This is a genomic window from Methylorubrum aminovorans (genome assembly GCF_022179725.1).
GTDB lineage: Bacteria > Pseudomonadota > Alphaproteobacteria > Rhizobiales > Beijerinckiaceae > Methylobacterium > Methylobacterium aminovorans.
In genome coordinates, this window is record NZ_BPRC01000013.1 from 1 (window position 1) to 20486 (window position 20486).

21 protein-coding genes are annotated in these 20486 nt (G+C 70.3%); 9 read left to right on the forward strand and 12 right to left on the reverse strand.

Annotated features, from left to right (window positions below; genetic code table 11):
- Positions 1–132: 132 nt before the first annotated feature.
- The 4 genes from MFF24_RS17395 to MFF24_RS17410 form a co-directional block, all read right to left on the reverse strand.
- Positions 133–624, reverse strand: a complete 492-nt coding sequence (locus MFF24_RS17395) for a hypothetical protein (protein ID WP_238225969.1) — start codon at positions 622–624, stop codon at positions 133–135.
- A 110-nt stretch (positions 625–734) separates the two neighbouring features.
- Complete coding sequence (locus MFF24_RS17400) at positions 735–1220, reverse strand: Hsp20 family protein (protein WP_238225970.1); 486 nt, start codon at positions 1218–1220, stop codon at positions 735–737.
- A gap of 233 nt (positions 1221–1453) precedes the next feature.
- Positions 1454–2098, reverse strand: a complete 645-nt coding sequence (locus MFF24_RS17405; protein ID WP_283214518.1) for a protein-L-isoaspartate(D-aspartate) O-methyltransferase — start codon at positions 2096–2098, stop codon at positions 1454–1456.
- Positions 2099–2102: 4 nt separating this feature from the next.
- Positions 2103–2252 (reverse strand): hypothetical protein, encoded by a 150-nt coding sequence (locus MFF24_RS17410; RefSeq protein WP_238225971.1) that lies wholly within the window; start codon positions 2250–2252, stop codon positions 2103–2105.
- Between the two features lie 133 nt (positions 2253–2385).
- Between MFF24_RS17410 and MFF24_RS17415 the strand changes: the two genes are divergently transcribed.
- Positions 2386–2712 (forward strand): cupin domain-containing protein, encoded by a 327-nt coding sequence (locus MFF24_RS17415; RefSeq protein WP_108941955.1) that lies wholly within the window; start codon positions 2386–2388, stop codon positions 2710–2712.
- 176 nt (positions 2713–2888) lie between these two features.
- Complete coding sequence (locus tag MFF24_RS17420) at positions 2889–5114, forward strand: glycosyltransferase family 2 protein (RefSeq protein ID WP_238225972.1); 2226 nt, start codon at positions 2889–2891, stop codon at positions 5112–5114.
- 93 nt (positions 5115–5207) lie between these two features.
- On the opposite strand, the gene MFF24_RS17425 is transcribed toward MFF24_RS17420, so the two are convergent.
- A complete protein-coding gene (locus MFF24_RS17425) occupies positions 5208–8459 on the reverse strand; it encodes a PAS domain S-box protein (protein WP_373322714.1) in 3252 nt (1083 codons plus the stop codon).
- Between the two features lie 492 nt (positions 8460–8951).
- Here MFF24_RS17425 and MFF24_RS17430 point away from each other — a divergent pair, with 492 nt between their 5' ends.
- Positions 8952–9548 (forward strand): pyridoxamine 5'-phosphate oxidase family protein, encoded by a 597-nt coding sequence (locus tag MFF24_RS17430; protein WP_238225974.1) that lies wholly within the window; start codon positions 8952–8954, stop codon positions 9546–9548.
- On the opposite strand, the gene metC is transcribed toward MFF24_RS17430, so the two are convergent.
- Together metC and MFF24_RS17440 are read right to left on the reverse strand one after the other, a co-directional pair.
- Positions 9545–10729 carry a cystathionine beta-lyase gene (gene metC, locus MFF24_RS17435; protein WP_238225975.1) on the reverse strand — a complete coding sequence of 395 codons (1185 nt, stop codon included), beginning with the start codon at positions 10727–10729 and terminating at the stop codon, positions 9545–9547. The two genes, MFF24_RS17430 and metC, sit on opposite strands and share 4 nt — an antisense overlap.
- A 71-nt stretch (positions 10730–10800) precedes the next feature.
- Positions 10801–10965, reverse strand: coding sequence for a ribosome modulation factor (locus MFF24_RS17440; RefSeq protein ID WP_238225976.1), 165 nt, complete (start codon positions 10963–10965; stop codon positions 10801–10803).
- Between the two features lie 152 nt (positions 10966–11117).
- Between MFF24_RS17440 and MFF24_RS17445 the strand changes: the two genes are divergently transcribed.
- Genes MFF24_RS17445 through MFF24_RS17455 form a run of 3 tightly spaced genes read left to right on the forward strand, consistent with a single transcriptional unit; the run spans position 11118 to position 13357 of the window.
- Entirely contained in the window at positions 11118–11405 is a 288-nt protein-coding gene (locus tag MFF24_RS17445) for a hypothetical protein (RefSeq protein ID WP_238225977.1), read from the forward strand.
- A gap of 57 nt (positions 11406–11462) precedes the next feature.
- Positions 11463–12359, forward strand: a complete 897-nt coding sequence (gene rarD / locus MFF24_RS17450) for an EamA family transporter RarD (RefSeq protein ID WP_238225978.1) — start codon at positions 11463–11465, stop codon at positions 12357–12359.
- Positions 12356–13357 carry a P1 family peptidase gene (locus MFF24_RS17455; protein ID WP_238225979.1) on the forward strand — a complete coding sequence of 334 codons (1002 nt, stop codon included), beginning with the start codon at positions 12356–12358 and terminating at the stop codon, positions 13355–13357. Before rarD ends, MFF24_RS17455 begins: the two co-directional genes overlap by 4 nt.
- A gap of 109 nt (positions 13358–13466) precedes the next feature.
- Here MFF24_RS17455 and MFF24_RS17460 read toward each other — a convergent pair whose 3' ends face one another.
- Positions 13467–15140 carry an electron transfer flavoprotein-ubiquinone oxidoreductase gene (locus tag MFF24_RS17460; protein ID WP_238225980.1) on the reverse strand — a complete coding sequence of 558 codons (1674 nt, stop codon included), beginning with the start codon at positions 15138–15140 and terminating at the stop codon, positions 13467–13469.
- A gap of 197 nt (positions 15141–15337) precedes the next feature.
- On the opposite strand from MFF24_RS17460, the gene MFF24_RS17465 reads away from it, so the two are divergent.
- The 3 genes from MFF24_RS17465 (at position 15338) to MFF24_RS17475 (ending at position 17935) form a co-directional block, all read left to right on the forward strand.
- Positions 15338–16330, forward strand: coding sequence for a uracil-DNA glycosylase (locus MFF24_RS17465; RefSeq protein WP_238225981.1), 993 nt, complete (start codon positions 15338–15340; stop codon positions 16328–16330).
- Between the two features lie 107 nt (positions 16331–16437).
- Positions 16438–17343 (forward strand): KPN_02809 family neutral zinc metallopeptidase, encoded by a 906-nt coding sequence (ypfJ, locus tag MFF24_RS17470; protein ID WP_108941947.1) that lies wholly within the window; start codon positions 16438–16440, stop codon positions 17341–17343.
- A 28-nt stretch (positions 17344–17371) separates the two neighbouring features.
- Complete coding sequence (locus MFF24_RS17475) at positions 17372–17935, forward strand: sugar O-acetyltransferase (protein ID WP_238225982.1); 564 nt, start codon at positions 17372–17374, stop codon at positions 17933–17935.
- A 108-nt stretch (positions 17936–18043) separates the two neighbouring features.
- Here MFF24_RS17475 and MFF24_RS17480 read toward each other — a convergent pair whose 3' ends face one another.
- The 4 genes from MFF24_RS17480 to MFF24_RS17495 form a co-directional block, all read right to left on the reverse strand.
- Entirely contained in the window at positions 18044–18472 is a 429-nt protein-coding gene (locus tag MFF24_RS17480; protein ID WP_238225983.1) for a TonB family protein, read from the reverse strand.
- Positions 18473–18566: 94 nt separating this feature from the next.
- Positions 18567–19313, reverse strand: a complete 747-nt coding sequence (locus MFF24_RS17485) for an arginyltransferase (protein ID WP_108943076.1) — start codon at positions 19311–19313, stop codon at positions 18567–18569.
- A 152-nt stretch (positions 19314–19465) separates the two neighbouring features.
- Positions 19466–19960 carry an RDD family protein gene (locus MFF24_RS17490; RefSeq protein ID WP_238225984.1) on the reverse strand — a complete coding sequence of 165 codons (495 nt, stop codon included), beginning with the start codon at positions 19958–19960 and terminating at the stop codon, positions 19466–19468.
- Positions 19961–20049: 89 nt separating this feature from the next.
- Positions 20050–20463 (reverse strand): hypothetical protein, encoded by a 414-nt coding sequence (locus MFF24_RS17495; protein ID WP_238225985.1) that lies wholly within the window; start codon positions 20461–20463, stop codon positions 20050–20052.
- Positions 20464–20486 lie beyond the last annotated feature (23 nt).

Consider the following 20486-nt stretch of genomic DNA (forward strand, 5'->3'; position numbering starts at 1 on the left):
TGCGCGTCGCTGAGAACCAAGCGATCCTGAACGCTCAAGGCTGTCCTCCAAAAGACAGCCTTGAAGCACCGCTTACCCCGTCCGTGAACCCCAAGAGTCCACGCGGCCTAGGGCGGAGGGCGCTCCTCGCGATCAGGCCGGGAGACCGATGGCCAAGGCCGCGGCGCTCGGCGGCGTCCGTGGGCGTGGCATCGCTGCTGCCGGGCAGGGCGGCGGATCGTCGTCATCGTTCCGGCGCCCAGAGCGCGGGAACCGGCGCAGGCTCGACCAGCGCCGCGCCCGACGGGGCAGAGCGCGGCCTCCCGGAGGAGCCGCTGTCGCCGGGGGCGCCCCCCGGTCGAGCGTGCCGAGCGCGGCGAGGACGGCATCGACCGGCACCGGCTCGGCCCGGCAACCGGTCAGGCACCGCAGCGCGGGCGCGTTCTCCAGGGCGCAGGCATCGGAGGCCCAGGAGGCCAGGATCGCCCGCTTGTCCGCACGGGACAGGAGCGGGTGGGCCAGCACCTCGCGCGGATGGCGGAACACGTCGCCGGGGGCGACGAGCGCCTGCCACGCCTCGAACGAGGCGGCCGGCGTACCAGCCGGGTTCATGGGGCCGGAATGGGGTGGAAACGTCTCGATCATCGTCACGGGTCATCTCCCTGAAGGCACGGGGTGGCGTGCGAAAAGGAAGCGATCCCCGGGAAGCGCGGGCTCCCGGGGAGGCCGGCTCGTGCTGTCGTTCGCGCGTCGGGTCAGGCGGCCTTGGAGCGATCCACGACCTGCGCCGCCTTCTCATTTGGCGTGTTGTCCTGCCCGACGGCGGTCTGCGTGCCGCCGATGGTGATCCGGCGGGGCTTGAGCGCCTCCGGCACCTCACGTTTCAGCTCGACCGTCAGCAGGCCGTTTTCCAGACTGGCACCCGTGACCCTGACGTGCTGGGCGAGGTTGAAGCTCTGGCGGAACGTGCGCCCGGCGATGCCCCGGTGCAGGTATTCCCGCTCGCGCTCCTGTCCCTTCTTCTGGCCCACGACGAGGAGCGTGGTGTCGTGCTGGGTCAGCTCGATCTCGTCCTGCGCGAAGCCGGCCACCGCCATGGTGATGCGGTAGGCGTCCTCGGACAGCTTCTCGATGTCGTAGGGCGGCCACGCGGCCGAGGTCTCGGCCTGGTCGAGCCCGGAGAACAGCCGGTCGAAGCCGACGGTGGAGCGGTAGAGGGGAGCGAAGTCGAAGGTTCTCATGACCACATCCTCCTTGGAGCAACGTGATGACGAGGGCCACCGGACACCCTATCCGGCGCCCAACCCGCGAGCCCGTCAGGGCCTCGCACGCGCGTAACGCGCTGGCTCGGGCCGGGTTCCGGGCTGCCGACGTTTTTTCGCGGATCTCGATACGAGAGCGCTCCGTTGCCGTCCCGGCCCGAGGCGGGAGGTCGTTGCCCTGACCGGATGCCGGCATGACGGGCGGGCCCGCCTCACCGGCTCTCTGCCGCCACGCCCCGCAGCAGCGGCACGAAGGAGACCGGGCCGAAATCGGTGCTCTCGAACCGGTCCGGCCCACGCCGGGTCAGCCGCAGCAGCGTCTGGCCGCCGGGCGGGCCGACCGGGATGACGAGGCGGCCCGCCTGCTTGAGCTGGGATTTGAGCGCCTCCGGGATCGCGGGGCCCGCCGCGGAGACGAGGATCGCGTCGAAGGGCGCGGCCTCGGGCCAGCCCGCCCCGCCATCGCCGACGCGCAGGTGCACGCCGGCGAAGCCGAGGGCGGCGAGGCGGGCGCGCGTCGCCTCGGCCAGGGCCGCCTGGCGCTCGATGGCGTAGACCTGCGCGCCCATCCGCGCCAGCACGGCGGCCGTGTAGCCGCAACCGGCCCCGACCTCGAGCACCCGCTCGCCGGGGCGCAGCGCCAGCGCCTCGATCATCAGGGCGGCCATGTAGGGCTGGGAGATCGTCTGCCCCGCACCGATCGGCAGCGGCCCGTCGCTGTAAGCCTCCGCCGCGCCATCGGGCGGCACGAAAGCCTCGCGCGGCACATTTCCCATCGCGTCGAGGACGGCGGCATCGCGGATGCCGCGGGCGATCAACTGCGCCTCGACCATCCGGGCGCGGGCCTCGTCCGGCACCGTCTCACTCCGTGCCGGCCCCGTCCGTCCGGTCGTCGGACGAATCGTCGGCGGGAGGCAAGGTCGGCGGCGGCAGGCGGCCGGGGCTCGGCGGTGTCGGCAGGCCGGCATCCTCATCGGCCGGCGGGAGCGGGGCGGGTTTGGTCTCGGGCATCGATCCATCGCAAGCTGCGGCGGCGCCGGGCGCGCCGCCTTCCCGAACTCAACGCCGAGAGGACGGACCGGTGTCATACCGGATCCGCTCCCCGGTCCGGGCCGCTCCCTGCACCCGGAGGAGAACCCTGCGCATAACCGCTTGCCCCAACCTATTCGCCGGCCTGCCGGCGCAGGCGGATGAGGAGATCTTCGAGACGCTGCTCGCGCGGCCCGGCCTGCGGGTCGAGCGCATCCTCTCGGCAGGTCAAGCGAGCCCGCCGGGCTTCTGGTACGATCAGGACGGGGATGAATGGGTGGCGGTGCTTCAGGGCAGCGCCGAACTCCGCTTCGCCGACGAGCCCGCGCCGCGGCTTCTCGCGGCGGGCGATCACCTGCTGATCCCGGCGCATCGCCGGCACCGTGTCGAGCGCACGGCCAATCCGACGATCTGGCTCGCGGTCCACTGCGCGCCGCGCTAGAGCATCGTCCTGGACATCGGATCTAGAACGATGCTCTAGGCCTCTGGTTTCGCATCATCTTTTTCCGAACGCCGGCGGCCGCCGTTCGGGATGATGCTCTCGATCCTTGTTGCGACGCGCATTCTTGCGACGACCCGGTTGCCACTTCGTCGGAATGCGCTCTAACGCGTTGCCTCATGATCGCGTGCCGCATCGAGCCGAAGGGACAGATCGAGCCGGAGGGGGAGGGCGTCTGGCGCTCCACCGGTTCCGATCCGCAATTCCGGCTGACCCATCCCCGCGGCGGGCGGCTGTTTCCGCTCCGGCTCACGGGGGGATGGGTGCGCATCCGCGCCGACCTCGAAGGGCTGGGCACGACGAAGCCGGTGCCGCTCCTCTACGTCGATGACGGCTCGGGCTTTCGCGAGGAGGAGGCGGTCCGCCTGGAAATGCGGGACGGCGGCATCGACGACCTCGTACACCTGCCGCGCCGGGTGCGGGGCCTGCGCCTCGATCCGCTCGCCGCGAGCGGTCGGTTCCGTCTCGCGCGCGCCACGCTGGAGCCTCTGCCGGGTCCCGCGGCCGCGCTCGCCGTCGCCCGGCGGCTCGTGGCGCGGCTGCCGGAGGAGGAGAGGGGGGGCAGGGCCCTGCTCGGCCGCCTCGCCCGTCTCGCCCTGAGCCGGCCGCCCGCCGCCCTGTGGCGGGCGTTCTGGGACAGCGCCCGGCCGCGCCCGGCGGCGGCCTCCTACGCCGCCTGGATCGCGCAGGTCGAACGCCCGGCCCTGCCCAGCCCGGAGGCGATGCGGACGGCGATCGCGGGTTTTCGCCTGCGACCGCGCATCTCCATCGTCATGCCGGTCTACAACACGCCTAAACCCTATCTGGAGGCGGCGCTCGCCAGCATCCGGGCCCAGGCCTATCCCGATTGGGAGCTGTGCCTCTGCGACGACGCCTCGACCGCCCCGCATATTGCGCCGATGCTCGACGCGCTGGCGGCGGAGGAGCCGCGGGTGCGCCTGCACCGGCGGACCACGAACGGTCGCATCGTCGGGGCGAGCAACGACGCGCTGGCGCTCGCCACCGGTGACTGGATCACCCTGATCGACCACGACGACGTGATCCCGCCGCACGCGCTCTTCGCCCTCGTCGAGGCCCTGAACGCCGATCCGCAGACCGATTTCCTCTACTCGGACGAGGACAAGATCACGATTCAAGGCGAGCGCTACGAGCCGTTCTTCAAGCCGGATTGGTCGCCCGAAACGCTGGAGGCCTGCATGTACACGGCCCATCTGGCGCTCTACCGGCGGGATATCGTGGCCCGCATCGGCGCCTTCCGGCCGGAATGCGAGGGCGCGCAGGATTACGACTTCGTCCTGCGCTACACCGAGCACGCGACCCGCGTGCGCCACGTGCCGCAAGTGCTCTATCACTGGCGGGCGATCCCCGGTTCGACCGCCCAGGCCATGGACAACAAGGGCTACGTGGTCGCCGCCGCTCTGCGGGCGCTCGAAGACCGGGCGCGGCGCACCGGCGGGCTCGATTCCGTGCGCCCCACGGCGTTTGCCGGCAGTTTCCACCTGCGCCGGCCGCTGCGGGAGCGCCCGCTCGTCTCGATCGTAATTCCCACCGCCGGGCGCGACAGCGCGGTCCGCGGCCGCACGGTCGATCTGCTGGCCGCCTGTCTTGCCAGCATCCGCGAGCGCAGCAGCTACGAGGCGCTCGAGATCGTCGCGGTCGATAACGGCGATCTGCGGCCGACGACGAAGGCCGCGCTGGAGCGCTACGGCGCCCGCTCCGTCACCTGGGACCGGCCGGACTTCAACGTCGCCGCCAAGATGAATCTCGGGGCGCGGGCGGCAACCGGCGAGGTGTTGGTTTTCCTCAACGACGACATCGAAGTGATCAGCCCCGACTGGATCGAGGCGATGCTGGCGCTGCTGCAGATTCCCGGCGTCGGCGCAATCGGCCCGAAACTCCTATTCGAGACCGGTGAGTTGCAGCATGTCGGCGTGACGGTGATCGATGCGACGCCCGACCATCCCCGCCGCTCCTATCCGCGGGAAGACCCCGGCCATTTCTTCTCGACCGCGGGCAACCGCAACTACCTCGCGGTGACGGGGGCCTGCGTGATGGTGCGGCGGGCCGATTTCGAGGGTATCGGAGGCTTCGACGAGGCGTTCGCCGTCAATTACAACGACGTCGATCTCTGCCTGCGCCTGCGCGAGCGGGGCCTGCGCAGCGTCTACTGCGCGGAGGTCGAACTCTATCATTACGAGAGCCGCAACCGGGCGCGCACCGTCGCGGCCGATGAGCAGGCCCGCTTCCGCGCGCGCTGGGCGGAGAAGATCCCGAAGGATCCCTATTACAGCGAGTGGTTCGAGGCGCTGCCGCCGACCTTCGAGCTCGATCCGGCAAGGTTCTGAGTGCCGGTGCCGACTGGGCTCCCCCGTCTCCCCGCGTGCGAGGAGAGGGGATGCGCGGCCAAGAATCTACACACGAAGACCGCGGCTGCCCCCTCACCGCGAGTTGATCATCTCCTTGATGCGCGCGGCGAGCACTTCCATCACGAAGGGCTTGGTGATGACCTGCATGCCGGGCTCCAAGTGGCCGTTGCCCACCGCCGCGTTCTCGGCGTAGCCGGTGATGAACAGCACCTTCAGGTCCGGCCGCAGCACGCGGCCCGCATCCGCCACCTGCCGCCCGTTCATGCCGCCGGGCAGGCCGACATCGGTCACGAGGAGATCGATGCGCACGTCCGATTGCAGCACCTTGAGGCCAGAGGGGCCGTCGGCCGCCTCGATCGCGGTGTAGCCGAGATCCTCCAGCACCTCCGTCACGAGCATCCGCACCGTCGGCTCGTCGTCGACGATCAGCACCGTCTCGCCCTGCTCGGCGCGGGGCGCGGCGGCCAGATCCGGGGCCGCGTCCGGTTCCTCCGCCGCCCCGTAATGGCGCGGCAGGTAGAGGCACATCGTCGTGCCTTGGCCGACCTCCGAGTAGATCCGCACCTGCCCGCCCGACTGGCGCACGAAGCCGTAGATCATCGACAGACCGAGCCCCGTGCCCTGGCCGATCGGCTTGGTGGTGAAGAACGGATCGAACGCCTTGGCGATCACATCCGGGCTCATGCCGGTGCCGGTATCGGTCACGCACAGCGAGAGGTACTGGCCGGGATCGAGATCGCGCTCGCGGGCGCCGCGATCGTCGAGCCACTTGTTGGCGGTCTCGATGGTGATGCGACCGCCGTCCGGCATGGCGTCGCGGGCGTTGATGCAGAGGTTCAGGAGCGCGTTCTCAAGCTGGCTCGGATCGACCAGAACCGACCACAGCCCGCCCGCGGCCACCACTTCGAGGGTGACCGACGGGCCGATGGTCCGGCGCAGCAACTCCTCCATCCCCATCACCAGCCGGTTCACGTCGGTGGGCTTGGGGTCGAGGGTCTGGCGGCGTGAGAAGGCGAGCAGGCGGTGCGTCAGGGCCGCGGCGCGCTTGGCGGCGCCCTGCGCGGCGTTGACGTAGCGGTCGATCTCGGTGATCCGCCCCTGCGCGAGGCGGGTCTGAAGCAGTTCGAGCGAGCCGGTGATGCCGGTGAGCAGGTTGTTGAAGTCGTGGGCGAGGCCGCCGGTGAGCTGGCCCACCGCCTCCATCTTTTGGCTCTGGCGCAGGGCCTCCTCGGTGCGCATCAGTTCGGCGGTGCGCGCCGCCACCTGCTGCTCCAGGCTGGCGTTGAAGGCCTCCAGCTGCGCCTTGGCCCGCAGCTCCGCCTCGATGTTGCGCGCCTCGATCACGGTGCCGATCGGTGTGCCGTGCTCGTCGCGGATCGGGCTCGCGGTGAAAGCGACGGGGTAGAACGAACCGTCGCGGTGGACGAAGACCTCCTGGCCCTGCTCCTGGTTGTTCTCGGGGAAGGCCTGATCGATCGGACATTCGTGGAGCGGGTAGGGGCTCCCGTCCGGCCGGGTATGGTGGACGACGTCGTGGAGCGCTTGTCCCAGCGTCTCGTCCAGGCTGTAGCCGGTCAGCCGCTCGGCGGCGCGGTTCATGTAGGCGCAGTGCTGGCGCTCATCCATCATGAAGATGGCCTGCGTCGCGTTGTCGAGCACCGCGTCGAGGCGGCGCGTGGTCTCGACGAGACGCTCCTCGGTGATCTTGCGCGCGGTGATGTCGATGGCGCTGCCGACGCCGCGCAGGCAGCGCCCCTCCGCGTCGAACACGCCGCGCCCCTTGGACGCGATCCAGCGGACGGCGCCGTCGGTGCGTCCGATCGCGCGGAATTCCTCATCGTAGAGAGCGCGGGTCGAAGGATCGAGCGCGGCGGCGAAGGCGGCGGTCACCCGTGCCCGATCGTCCGGGTGGAGGCCGTTGGCGAAGTCGTCGAAGGTCACATCCGCTTCAGGGGCCAGCCCGAACATCGCCTTGATCCGCGGCGGCCAGAACAGGGTGCCGGCTTGGGGATCGAAGTCCCACAGACCGATCTCGCCGCTCTCGACGGCGAGCCGCAGGCGCTCCTCGCTCTCGGCGAGCGCCAGCTCCGCGGCCCTCCGCTCCTCGATATCGACCACGGAGCCGATATAGCCGAGGAAGCTCCCGTCGGCGGCAAAGCGCGGACTCGCCGTGTCGATCGCCCAGCGATAGGCGCCGTCGAGGCGGCGCAACCTGTATTCGAGGCTGAACCCCTCGCGCCGGGCATTCGCCCTCAGGAAGGTCTCACCCGACCAGCCGCGGTCGTCCGGGTGCACGGCCTCGAGCCAGCCGAGGCCGAGCGCCGCCGCCTCGCTCTGGCCGGTGAACTCGTACCAGCGCCGGTTGAGGTACTGGCAGGCGCCGTCCGGGTCGGTGACCCACATCATCACCGGCGCGTCGTCGGCCATGGTGCGGAAGCGCGCCTCGCTCTCCGCGAGCACCGCGTTGCCGGTGATCCGCTCGGTCACGTCCGAACCGTCGACGAACACGCCGGTGATCGTCCCGCCCGCGTCCCGCATCGGCTGGTAGACGAAATCGAGGAAGCGCCGCTCGGGCACGCCGCCGGGCTGGCGCAGGAGCGTTACCGGCGCCCCATGCGCCGTGTGGCTGCGGCCGCTGGCGAACACCTCGTCCAGCAACTCGAAGAAGCCCTGGCCCTCGACCTCCGGCAGGGCGACGCGCACCGGCTTGCCGAGGACGTCGCGGTGAGCGACGAGCCCGCGATAGGCGGCATTGGCGAAGGTAAAGACGTGGTCCGGCCCGTCGAGCACCGCGACGAAGCTCGGCGATTGCTCGAACAGCCGGGCGAAGCGCTCGCGCTCGGCCTGCATCTGCCGACCGGCCCGCACCGCGGCGGTGGTCTCCGAGCAGGCGCAGAACATGCCCGCCACGCTGCCGTCCTCGACCCGCACCGGCGTGTAGCCGAAGGCGAAATGCGTCTCCTCCGGATAGCCGTTGCGGTGCATCGTGAAGGTGATGTCCTCCATATGCGTGGCCTCGCCCGCATAGGCCCGCGACAGGATCGGCTCCACTTGGTCCCAGATGTCGTGCCAGACCTCATCGAAGGGGCGGCCCAGCGCCTGCGGGTGGCGGGCGCCGCACATCGGCGCGTAGCCGTCGTTGTAGAGCGTGACATGGGCCTCGCCCCAGACGATCAGCATCGGCTGCTGCGAACCGAGCATGACGCCGACCAGGGTCGTGAGCGCGGTCGGCCAGGCCTCCGGCGGCCCCAGCGGCGTCTTCGCCCAATCGAGCCCGCGCATCAGCGCACCGGTCTCGCCGCCGCCGGCGAGGAAGTAGGGCATGGCGCTCACGCCGCCGGCGTCCGGAACAGCAGCGGCTCGCCGGGACGCGGATAGGGCCGAAGGGCGAGCGAGCAGGGAAGGTTCGGACAAGCGGGCCAGCGCGGAGACGGGAGGGAAGCGGGCGAGGGGATAGGCAAGGGGACGGGCAAAGGGGCAGACACGAGCGAAGCGGGACCGTGTGTTCGATAGCGTTCAACGCGGTAGCTGGCCGGCTGTGCCATCGCCGGGGGTCAGACGGCGCGTCGAACGCGTTCCCGGCACCTGCCATGGCGCCAACTCATGGCCATGCCAAGGCGTTTGATCGACACGGTCGATCACGCCGGCCGCTCGGAGGGGTTTGAGGATGAGGGCGCCTTGCACGAGCGCACCGGCCGCGCCAGCATCCGGTCACCGCGGCGCGGGATCGGCGCCGCATGCCGGAAAGCCTGCCTCGCGAATGGATTTCCGGCCGGCGTCCTGCAACGCGGCCTGTCGCCTGGGAGAGCCCTTTTCGTGGACGCGCTGCCTTCCTTCTACGACGACCTCGACGGCTTCCGCGCCGAGGGCTGGCGCCGCCTCGCCGAGGGCGTGACGAACCGGCACAGCCCGTTCCATACGCCGTCTCTCGCGACCGTCGATGCGGCGGGCCGGCCGCGGCTGCGCACGGTGGTGCTGCGTGCGGCGGACGCCGGGGCGGGAGCCTTGCGCTTCCACTGCGACCGGCGCTCGGACAAGGCGCGGGAGATCGCCGCGAACGGCCTCGCCGCCCTCCACGTCTACGATGGGAGGGCCAAGCTCCAGCTCCGTATCGAGGGGCGGGCGCACCTGCACCAGGACGACGCGGTGGCCGACGCCGCCTGGGGCGCCGCTCTGACGATGAGCCGGATCTGCTACGGGGTCGAACCCGCCCCCGGCACCGCGCTCACGGCGGGCGACGCCTACACCATGCCCGACGAGGACCCGGAAGCCCGCATCGGCCGCGAGAACTTTTGCGCGGTGGTGCTAAGCGCCGAACGGATGGATCTGCTCTACCTCGACCGGCGCGGGCACCGGCGGGCAGTTTTTCGCCGCGGAACCGAGACTTGGACGGGAACGTGGGTGGCGCCTTAGGCCGCCCCCATCCGCGCGAACCCGGCCTCCAGATCCGCCTTCAGATCCTCCGGATCCTCCAGCCCGATATGGAAGCGCAGCGCCGGGCCGCCCGGCTGCCAGCGTGTGGCGGTGCGGTAGACGGTCGGGTCGAAGGGGATGACGAGGCTCTCGAAGCCGCCCCAGGAAAAACCCATCCCGAACAGTTCGAGCCCGTCGAGGAAGGCGGCCAGGGCCTCTTCCGAGACCGGCTTGAGGATCACGCCGAACAAGCCCGAGGCGCCTGAGAAGTCCCGTTTCCAGATCGCGTGGCCGGGATCGTCGGGCAGGCCCGGATGCAGCACCCGCAGCACCTCCGGGCGCGTCTGGAACCATTGGGCCATGGCGAGCCCCCGGGCGCCGTGCTCGCGCAGGCGCAGGCCCATGGTGCGCAGGCCACGGAGCCCCAAAAAGATGTCCTCGGGACCGGGGCAGTTGGCGAAGTGCTCGTAGGTCCGCTTGAGGGCGGGATAATGCTCCGCGTTGGCCGAGACGAGGCCGAGCAGCAGGTCGGAGCCGCCGCTGAGATACTTGGTGCCGGCCTCTACGGCCAGATCGACGCCGCGCTCGTGCGGCGGGAACAGCAGCGGCGTCGCCCAGGTGTTGTCCATCACCACCGTACCGCCGCGGGCGTGCATGGCCGCGGCGATGGCCGGCACGTCCTGCATCTCGAAGGTCTGCGAGCCCGGCGCCTCCACGAGCACCGCCCGCGTGGTGTCGCGCATCAGCCCGGCGATCCCGGCCCCGATCACGGGATCATAGTACTCGACCTCGACGCCGTAGCGCTTCAGCACGCCGTCGCAAAAAATGCGGGTCGGGCGGTAGGCGGAATCCGTGACGAGGAGGTGATCGCCCGCGCTGACGCAACTCATCAGCGCCAGGGTCAGAGCCGAGAGGCCCGAGGGCGCCAGCACCGTGCCGGCCGCGCCCGCGATCTCGCTCCAGGCCTCGCACAGCGCGTCCATCGTCGGCGTGCCCGACGTGCCGTAATTGTAGCGCCCGCGCCGGTGCTTGATGTCGTCGTAGGTCGGGTAGAGGACCGTCGAGCCGCGGTAGATCGGCGTGTTGACGAAGCCGTGCTGGGCGCCGGGGTCACGCCCGGCCAGCACGAGGCGGGTATCGGCGCCGAAGCGGCCGCGATCGCGGGGAGGGGTCTTGGACATCGGCCTCGGAGGACGTGAGCAGGCGTTGCGGCCCTTTCAGCCCTCCGGGGCGGGAGGCGTCAAGGCATCCCTTACGCCGCCGGGTCGTCGGCGGCCGCCTCCTCGTAGGCCTGGATCCAGGCCGCGCGGTCCTGGGAGCCCTCCGCATAGGGGCATTCATCGATGCTCTTGCCGTAGAGCCGGGCGTTGCGGCCCTGGATGAAGGGACTATCGCTCGCCGTCGCCTGCTCGTTCATGGTCAAGCCCTCTGCCCGTTGCTGTGTCGGTGTCCTGAATAGGGCCGGTCCGCACTGCGTCCGCCCTTCGGTTCATTAACGACACCGGGCGCATCCTGTTTCCGGGGCCGCGTTCACGGTCCCGCGTAACCCGCGTATCCGAGTTGCCTATCGTGAGCATTCTGCGCGTCATCACCTTCGGCACGGTCATCGCCTTCGGCACGCTGTCGGTCGTCCTCGTGAGTGCGGACCGCATCGCGCATCAGGCGGTCGCCGCGGTGCCGGCGCCGACGATGACGCGGGCCGCACCGATCCTGCCCGATCCCGTCACGACCGGCACGGTGACGCAGGGCCCCGCGGCCGAGTCGAAGAAGGAGCGCATGCTCACCGGCTTCGACACCGAGCGCCTCAACGCGCTCATGCGCGGCGAGATCGCCCCGGCCCCCGCCCGCAAGCGCTGACCGCGCCGCCGCTCCGGGCTACAAGCGGCGCCCCGCCACGCCGCTGACCGTGCAACCTTGGGCCTGATCTACGCGCTCGCCGCCTATCTGAGCTGGGGCCTCGTCGTCCCGGTGCATTTCCGCCTCCTCGACGCCATCCCGCCCGGCACGATCCTGGCGCAGCGCATCGCGTGGTCGGCATTGCTCGTCACCGGCCTGATCGCGCTCCTGCGCAAGCGGCTCGCCAACCCGTTTCCGTTACGCCCGCGCCACGGCCTGCTCGTCGTCTCGGCGGGGCTGATCGCGATCAACTGGATGCTCTACCTCGTGGCGGTATCGAGCGGGCACATGCTCGATGCGAGCCTGGGCTACTTCATCAACCCGCTGGTCTCGGTGGCGCTCGGCGCCCTCGTCCTCGGCGAGCGCCTGCGCCCGGTCCAGACCGTCGCGGTCGCCATCGTCGTGCTCGGCGTGGTGGTCGCGGTGGCGATGGCGGGGCGCCTGCCGCTGCTGTCGCTCGGGCTGGCCGTCACCTTCGCGCTCTACGGGCTGGTGCGCAAACTGGTCGCCGTCGACGGCACCGTCGGCTTCTGCGCCGAAACCTTCCTGCTCCTGCCCGCGGCTCTGGCCTACCTCGTCTTCGCCGCGCCCCCCGTGCCCGACGACGCCCGCACCTGGGGCCTGCTGGCGCTCACCGGCGTGACCACGGCGCTGCCGCTGATCTGGTTCGCCGCCGCGGCAACGCGCCTGACCCTCGCGACCCTCGGGCTGATGCAGTACATCGCGCCCTCATGCCTGTTGGGGCTCAGCACGCTGGTCTACGGCGAAACCCTGACGCCGGATCGCGTCGTGCTGTTCGGGCTGATCTGGCTGGCGCTGGTGCTCTACGCCTACGATGCGATCCGCCACGAGCGCCGGCGCCGCACGGCGCTCCCGGCCGCGCGGACGGCACCCCTGGCAGGAGAGAGGCGATGACCCGGCTCAACCGTATCACCGACATCTCCGGCATCCGCGTCGGCCATGCGGAGGACGAACGACTCGCCAGCGGCGTCACCGCGCTCGTGTTCGACACGCCCTTCACCTGCGCGGTGGATGTGCGCGGCGGCGGCCCCGGCACCCGCGAGACCGACCTGCTCGATCCCGCCTCCACCGTGCAGGCGGTCGATGCCCTCGTCCTGTCGGGCGGCTCGGCCTTCGGGCTCGACGCGGCCGCCGGCGTGGTCGCCCATCTGAGGGAAGCGGGGCGCGGCTTCGCCATCGGCGACGTGCGGGTGCCGATCGTGCCGGGCGCGATCCTGTTCGACCTGCTCAACGGCGGCGACAAGGCCTGGGGCCGCTTCCCGCCCTACCGCGACCTCGGCTACGCGGCGGCGGAGGCCGCGCGGGGCGGCGCGATTTCCCTCGGTTCGGTCGGGGCCGGATTCGGGGCGCGCACCGCCAACCTCAAGGGCGGCCTCGGCTCGGCCTCGAGTGCCGTGTCGGGCCTCGCGGCCCAGGTTGGCGCGCTGGTGGCGGTCAACGCCTTCGGCCGGGTGACGATGGGGCAGGGGCCGCATTTCTGGGCCGCCCCGTTCGAGCGCGGGGCTGAGTTCGGCGGACTCGGCCTGCCGCAGCCGATGCCGGACGATGCCCTGTCCTGGCCGCGCGAGCCGCTGCCCGGCGCCAACACCACGCTGGCGGTCGTCGCCACCGACGCGAGACTCACCAAGGCGCAGGCCAAGCGGCTCGCCATCGCCGCGCAGGACGGTCTCGCCCGCGCGATCCATCCGGCGCACACGCCGCTCGACGGCGACGTGGTGTTCGCGGTCGCCACCGGCGCGGTGCCGCTCGCGGACGAGGTGGCCGATCTCGCCCGCCTCGGCGCGGTGGCGGCCGAGACCCTGGCGCGGGCGGTGGCCCTCGGCGTCCACGCCGCGACCCGGCTGCCCTGCCTCGACCTGCCGACGTGGCGGGAACTGTACGGACGAGGGTGAGCCCCATCGTCATCGCGAGCGAATGCGAAACGATCCAGAGGCGCGCCCTGTCCGGATACGGGGCGCACTGGATCGCTTCGGCTCCGCCTCGCGAGGACGGCGTGAAGACTTACAGGTTGGTGTAGTTCGGCCCGCCCGGTCCCTCCGGCGTGACCCAGTTGATGTTCTGGTTCGGGTCCTTGATGTCGCACGTCTTGCAGTGGACGCAGTTCTGCGCGTTGATCTGGAAGCGCACGCCGTCGCTGGCGGCCTTATCCTCCACCCACTCGTAGACGCCGGCGGGGCAGTAACGGCTCGACGGACCGCCGTAGACGTCGTGCTCGGAGGCCTTCTGCAGCCCCATATCCTTCACCTGGAGGTGGGGCGGCTGGTCCTCCTCGTGGTTGGTGTTCGACAGATAGACCGAGGAGAGCCGGTCGAAGGTCAGCTTGCCGTCGGGCTTCGGATAGACGATCGGCGTCACCTCCGAGAGCGGTTTCAGGCAGGCGTAATCCGGCTTGCCGTGGCCCAGCGTCCCGAACAGCGAGGCGTCGGCGATCGCGTTCATCCACATGTCGAGGCCGCCGAGCCCGACGCCGACCAGCGTGCCGTATTTGGACCAGAGCGGCTTGACGTTGCGCACCGGCTTCAGATCGCGCCCGATCGGGCTGTCGCGCCAGCCCTCATCGTAGGCGGTCAGTTCGTCGCCCTGGCGGCCCTGGACGAGCGCGTCGAAGATCGCATCCGCCGCCTGGATGCCGGACAGGATCGCGTTGTGCGAGCCCTTGATGCGCGGCACGTTCACGAAGCCGGCCGAGTCGCCGACGAGGCAGCCACCGGGGAAAACGAGCTTGGGCACCGATTGCCAGCCGCCCTCCATGATCGCGCGCGCGCCGTAGCCGATGCGCTTGGCGCCCTCGAAGGTCTCAGCGATCATCGGGTGGGTCTTGAAGCGCTGGAACTCCTCGAACGGCGACAGGGTCGGGTTCTCGTAGTTCAGGTGCGTGACGAAGCCGACCGAGAGCAGCCCATCGTCGAAATGGTAGAGCCAGGAGCCGCCACCGGCCTTGTTCGGCAGCGGCCAGCCCATCGTGTGCTGCACCAGCCCCGGCTCGAACTTGTTCGGCGCAAGTTGCCAGAGCTCCTTCACTCCCAGCCCGTATTTCTGGTGGTCGCTGTTGCGGTTGAGTCCGAATTTGTCGATCAGCGTCTTGGTGAGCGAGCCGCGGGCACCCTCACCGAACACCGTGTACTTCGCCTTGAGCTCCATGCCGCGGGTGAAGTCGTCGCGCGGCTCGCCGGTGCGGGAGATACCGAGATCGCCCGTGGCGATGCCCGTCACCGTGCCGCGCTCGTCATAGAGCACTTCGGAGGCCGGGAAGCCGGGATAGATCTCGACCCCGAGCGCTTCGGCCTTGGCACCGAGCCATTTGACGGTATTCGAGAGCGAGCCGACGAAATTGCCGTGGTTCGACAAAAGCTTGGGGAAGAACAGGTTCGGCATGCTGACGCCGCTGTTCTTGGTGAGGAACAGGAACTCGTCGCGCTCCACCGCCGTCTTCAGCGGGCGCTCCGGATCGTCGCGCCATTCGGGGAGCAGGGTGTCGAGGCCGATCGGATCGACCACGGCGCCGGAGAGGATGTGTGCGCCGACCTCGCCACCCTTCTCCACCACCACCACCGAGATCTCCTCGCCCTTCTCAGCGGAGAGCTGCTTGAGGCGGATCGCGGCGGCGAGACCGGCGGGGCCCGCGCCGACGATCACCACATCGAAATCCATGCCTTCGCGTTCGGGCAGCGCCATCCTCGTCCCTCCTGCGGCCGTTGGTTCGGGCGCCGTCCCAGGCCGCCCCGGCCCCTGCAATTGTCAAGATGTCTCTCAAGCGATTCCAAGGTAGGAAGGCAAGGCCGTTCGGGTAGCGGCAGGGCGGCGCAGGAGGCGCCCGTGCGACGATCCGCAGGGCACGCTCGGGCGTTGTCCACAGGGCGCCCCCACGCCACATGGAACCGATGACTGCCAGCCACGCGGATACCGACGCCCGAGCCGACTTGATGTCCTACCTCGACTTCCACGTCGAGGCGGGCGTCGACGCGGCCCTCGACGAACGTCCCCACGACCGTTTCGCCGAAGCCGAGGCGGCGGCTCTAGCCCCCGCGCCCCGCGCCGAGCCGGCCCCGCCCCGCGAGCCCTTGCCCCGCGAGCCCTTGCCCCGCGAGCCCTTGCCCCGCGAGCCCTTGCCCCGCGAACCCCTGCCGCAGCGCGATCCCGCCCCCGGCGAGGACGCGCCCCTGGAGTTCCGGCGCGAGCTGCCGAGCCGCGATCCGCCGCCGCGCGAGCCGCCCCGCACCTACGGCAACGCGGCCGGCGCCAAACCCGGCGAGGCGGCGGACGACGCGCGCGCGCGCGCCGCGCAGATGACGACACTCGCGGAGCTGGAAGCGTTGCTGCGCGGCTTCGAGGGCTGCGGACTGCGCTTCACCGCGAAAAACCTCGTCTTCGCCGACGGAAACCCGCAGGCGCGAGTGATGTTCGTGGGCGAGGCGCCCGGCGCCGACGAGGACCGGATCGGCAAGCCGTTCATGGGCCGCTCGGGCCAACTCCTCGACCGGATGATGGCGGCGATCGGCCTCGACCGGTCGAGCGCGTACATCTCCAACGTCGTACCCTGGCGCCCGCCGGGCAACCGCAACCCGACGCCGCAGGAAATCTCGATCTGCCGGCCCTTCGTCGAGCGCCAGATCGAACTTGCCAACCCCGACATCCTCGTCTGCCTCGGGGCGCCCGCAACGCAGACCCTGACCGGCACCAAGGACGGCATCCTGAAAGCGCGCGGGCGCTTCTATCCCTATCGCCTCGGCGACGGCCGCGAGATCCGGGCGCTGGCGACCCTGCATCCGGCCTATCTGCTGCGCCAGCCGGTGCAGAAGCGGCTCGCCTGGCGCGACTTCCGCATGCTGAAAGCGGCCCTCGACGGGAGCGCCGCGGGCCGCTAGGCCCGGGGCGGGCGCCAAGCGGAACCGTAGGCTCCGCCTCGCCATTCTAGAAGACAGGCCCGGTCTCTCGATGAGGCCGGACAAGACGCGGGCGGGCGGGAGACTCTATGCGCTGGGACGATTTTCGCGCCTCTGAGAACGTCGAGGACCGGCGCGGCGAGGGCGGTGGCGGCGGCGGGTTTCCCGGCGGCGGCATGGGCGGCCTCGGCATCGGCACGATCGTCGTCGTGCTGCTGATCTCCTGGGTCACCGGCATCAACCCGGCGATCCTGCTCGGCGGCGCCCAGCAGATGGCCGGCGGCGGCCAGCAGCGCGAGCAGCGGGTCGATCCCGAGACGCAGGCGAAGCGCCGCGAGGCACCGACCGACCGCGCCGGCCAGTTCGCCACCAAGATCCTCGGCAACACGGAGGATGTCTGGAACGAGATCCTGCCGAACCAGACCGGTCGGCAATACAAGCCGACCACGATGGTGCTCTACCAGGGCGGCACCCGCTCGGGCTGCGGCATGGCACAGGCTGCGATGGGCCCGTTCTACTGTCCGCTCGACAAGAAGGTCTATATCGACCTCGGCTTCTTCAAGGAGATGCAGACGAAGTTCGGCGTGAAGGGCGACTTCGCCTACGCCTACGTCATTGCCCACGAGGTCGGTCACCACGTGCAGGACGTGCTCGGCATCCTCGGCAAGGTGCAGAGCCGCCAGCAGAACGCGAGCAGCAAGACGGAGGCGAACCAGCTCTCCGTGCGCGTCGAGCTGATGGCCGATTGTCTCGCCGGCGTCTGGGCCAAGAACTCCAACGACCGCTGGAACTCCCTCGACCAGAGCGACATCCAGGAGGCGCTCAACGCGGCGAGCGCCATCGGCGATGACAAGCTGCAGGAGAAGTCGCAAGGCTACGCCGTGCCGGATTCCTTCACCCACGGCTCGTCCGAACAGCGGATGCGCTGGTTCATGACCGGCTACAAGAGCGGCCAGACCAAATCCTGCGACACCTTCCGCGCCAGCCGCGGCTGATTCTTTCGAGATTTTCGGAGAGGCGGACATGGCCGAGACCGCGCGCGAGCGGATGCTCGCCGGACAACTCTATCGCGGCGACGATCCGGAGCTGGTCCAGCTCCGCAACGCCGCCAAGAAACGTCTGCTGCGGCTCAACGCCATGGAGCCCGAGGACGCGGCCGGCCGCGAGGCGGTGATCCGCGAGCTTCTGGGCGCGGCCGGCCGCAACCCGACCATTTGCCCCGGCTTCGCCTGCGACTACGGCGGCAACATCACCGTGGGCGACGACTTCTTCTGCAACTTCAACTGCGTCTTCCTCGACTGCGCTCCGATTACCATCGGACACCGGGCGCAGATCGCCCCAGCGGTGCAGATCTACACCGCCGAGCATCCCCTCGACCGCGCCAGCCGCGCCGCCTTCTGGGAATCGGCCCGGCCGGTCACCATCGGCGACGACGTCTGGATCGGCGGCGGGGCCATTCTCCTTCCGGGCATCACCGTCGGCGACGGAGCGGTGATCGGTGCCGGCGCCGTGGTGACCCGCGACGTGCCGCCGAACGCGGTCGTGGTGGGCAACCCGGCGCGGGTGGTGCGGTGGACGCAGGAGTGAGCCGGCACTAGGCCATCGTCCCGAAAGGTGGCCGCCGGCTTTCGGAAAAGACGATGCAAGAACAATGAGCTAGAGCGCGGTCCTGGATCCGATATCCAGGACGGCGCTCTAGCGGCGAAAGCGGAGCCGGCACGGCGATCGAGGGATCGGCGATGCGAGGAATGGAACCGGCGGAGGCATGAAGCGGATGGGCACCTGCACGGACACCGTGCGATTGTCCGGTACCGGAGGCGGCGGCAGGGGGCTCGACAACTTGACCGCCACGAGCGCCGCCTCGTCGAAGACAGCTATCCCCGAGCTCCGAACGGCTGAGATCGGCCCGACATAACCGTCGGCACTGACATCAAACTTCACGACGACCACGACGCCGCCTGCGGGCACGTCGCGCGCGCGCGGATCGCGCGGATACTGGATGTTGCACCTGACGAGGCGGGAGGCGACATCGTTCCATTCGGCCATCGTGCCGACCGCATCGGCCGGAACGGGAACGAGCGGCAAGGCCGCGAAAGCCAGTACAACCGCGATGATCGTCCGCATCTCCCGCCCCCCATTCCTGGGCGCAGGCTGTAGAGCGGATCGTCACAATCAGGAAGTGCAATGCCGGGCCTGCGCGTGCGAAGAGCGCGCAGTGCTATCCCACCCGCACCCAGCCCTGCGGCATCAGGCGCTCCTGCGGCAGGAACTTGGCCTTGTAGTCCATCTTGCGGGAGCCATCGACCCAGTAGCCGAGATAGAGATACGGCAGGCCGAGCGCGCGGGCGCGCTGGATGTGGTCGAGGATCATGTAGGTGCCGAGCGAGCGGCTGGCCTGCTCGGGGTCGTAGAACGAGTAGACCATCGACAGGCCGTCGGCGAGCACGTCGGTGAGGCAGACGGCGACGGGGGCGCCGACGCCGCGGCCGTGGATCGCGCTATCGGGACCGCGCTCGCGGTAGACCACGAGATGCGTGTCGACGTGGCTGTCCTCGATCATCATCGCGTAGTCGAGCACGGTCATGTCGACCATGCCGCCGTCGCCGTGGCGGGCATCGAGGTAGCGGCGGAACAGGGCGTATTGCTCAGAGGCCGGACGGTTAGGCTCCGGCGTGCCGATCAGCCCGGCATTGCGCTGGAGGATGCGCCGCTGGCTGCCGGTGATGGCGAAATCCTCGACCACGACCCGCACCGAGACGCAGGCGCGACAGGATTCGCAGGCCGGGCGGTAGGCGATGGTCTGCGAGCGGCGGAAGCCGCCCTGGGTCAGGATCTCGTTGAGGTCGCGGGCGCGGCGCCCGACGAGGTGGGTGAACACCTTCCGCTCCTCCTGGCCCGGCAGGTAGGGGCAGGGGGAGGGCGCCGTGAGATAGAATTGCGGTGTGTCGCGCGGATGGCTCGTCACGCTGGGAAGGCTCGCCCTCGGGGCCGGCGGCATCGGACGCCGAAGGCCTCCGTCAATGTAGCGGGATCGCGGCCGCGCTCAACCGGATTGATGGGGGATCGATCATCCATGGCGGCGGCCTTCCGCCGCCATGGGCTCACCCGAAGGAGGGATCAGTCGCGCACGACGGCGAGGCCGAGCAACAGGTCGTGGCCGAGGCGCCGGTCGGAGCGGACGAAGCCGAACAGGACGTCGAGGCACCAGAGCAGGAAGGTCGAGATCGCCACGTAGAACAGCAGCGCGTGAATCGCCGCCGTCAGGACATCGACTGGGCGGCCGCTCTCGGGCGCCACCACCCGCAGACCGAGCATGCGCATGCCGAGCGTGCTCTGTTTCGGGCCGCCGGCCGTGATCGCGCTGTAGAGGATGCCGCTGATGCCGAGGATCGGGAACAGGACCCAGGCGAAGCCGAAGGTCAGTACGCCGAGGATCGCGATCGCGGTGGCGAGCACGGCGGTGAACACGAAGATGAAGGCGAGGTCGAGCAGGTAGGCGACCGTGCGCCCGCCGAGGCTCGCCCGCACATAGGGCACGGGAAAGCCGCCGGAGCCCGGCATTCCCGCCGGGTTGGTGTAGCCGGGCTGATAACCGGGCCGAAAATCCGTCATGGTCGGTGTGTCCTCGACCGTTGCTTGCACATCCGGTCAAGTGGGGAGGCCGCGCGACGCTGCCAAGAGCGGGACAGGGCGTGATGCCTTCACCGGGTGCCGGGATCGGCGGCCTCCGCCTCGGGCGTCGCCAGATAGTAGCGCCTGAGCAAATAGAGCGAGGCGCCGTTCACCGGCCCCTGCTCGGTGGTCAGCGCGGTGAGGTCGTCGCCCGCGCCGAACTGGCAGACGAGATGGCGGGGCCGCATCGCCTCGGCCTTCGGCAGCGATCCGGACCCGCCCGTGAGGCGGTAATCGACGCGCACGCTGCCGCTTCTCGCGCCCGGCCCGACCCGCAGCAGGTCGATCTCGGCTCCGGGCGGGGCGAGCGCCGGCACCGCCTGGCGGCAAAGGGTCGCCCGGCGCGCATCGAGCGCCGTGTCGCAGCCGGATCCGGCCACGAGCCAGAGGGCGAGGCCCCCCAGCAACGCCGCGACGCGGCCGCGCCGACGCCGCCGAGGCATGTTCGTCCGGTTCCCGTAGGCAG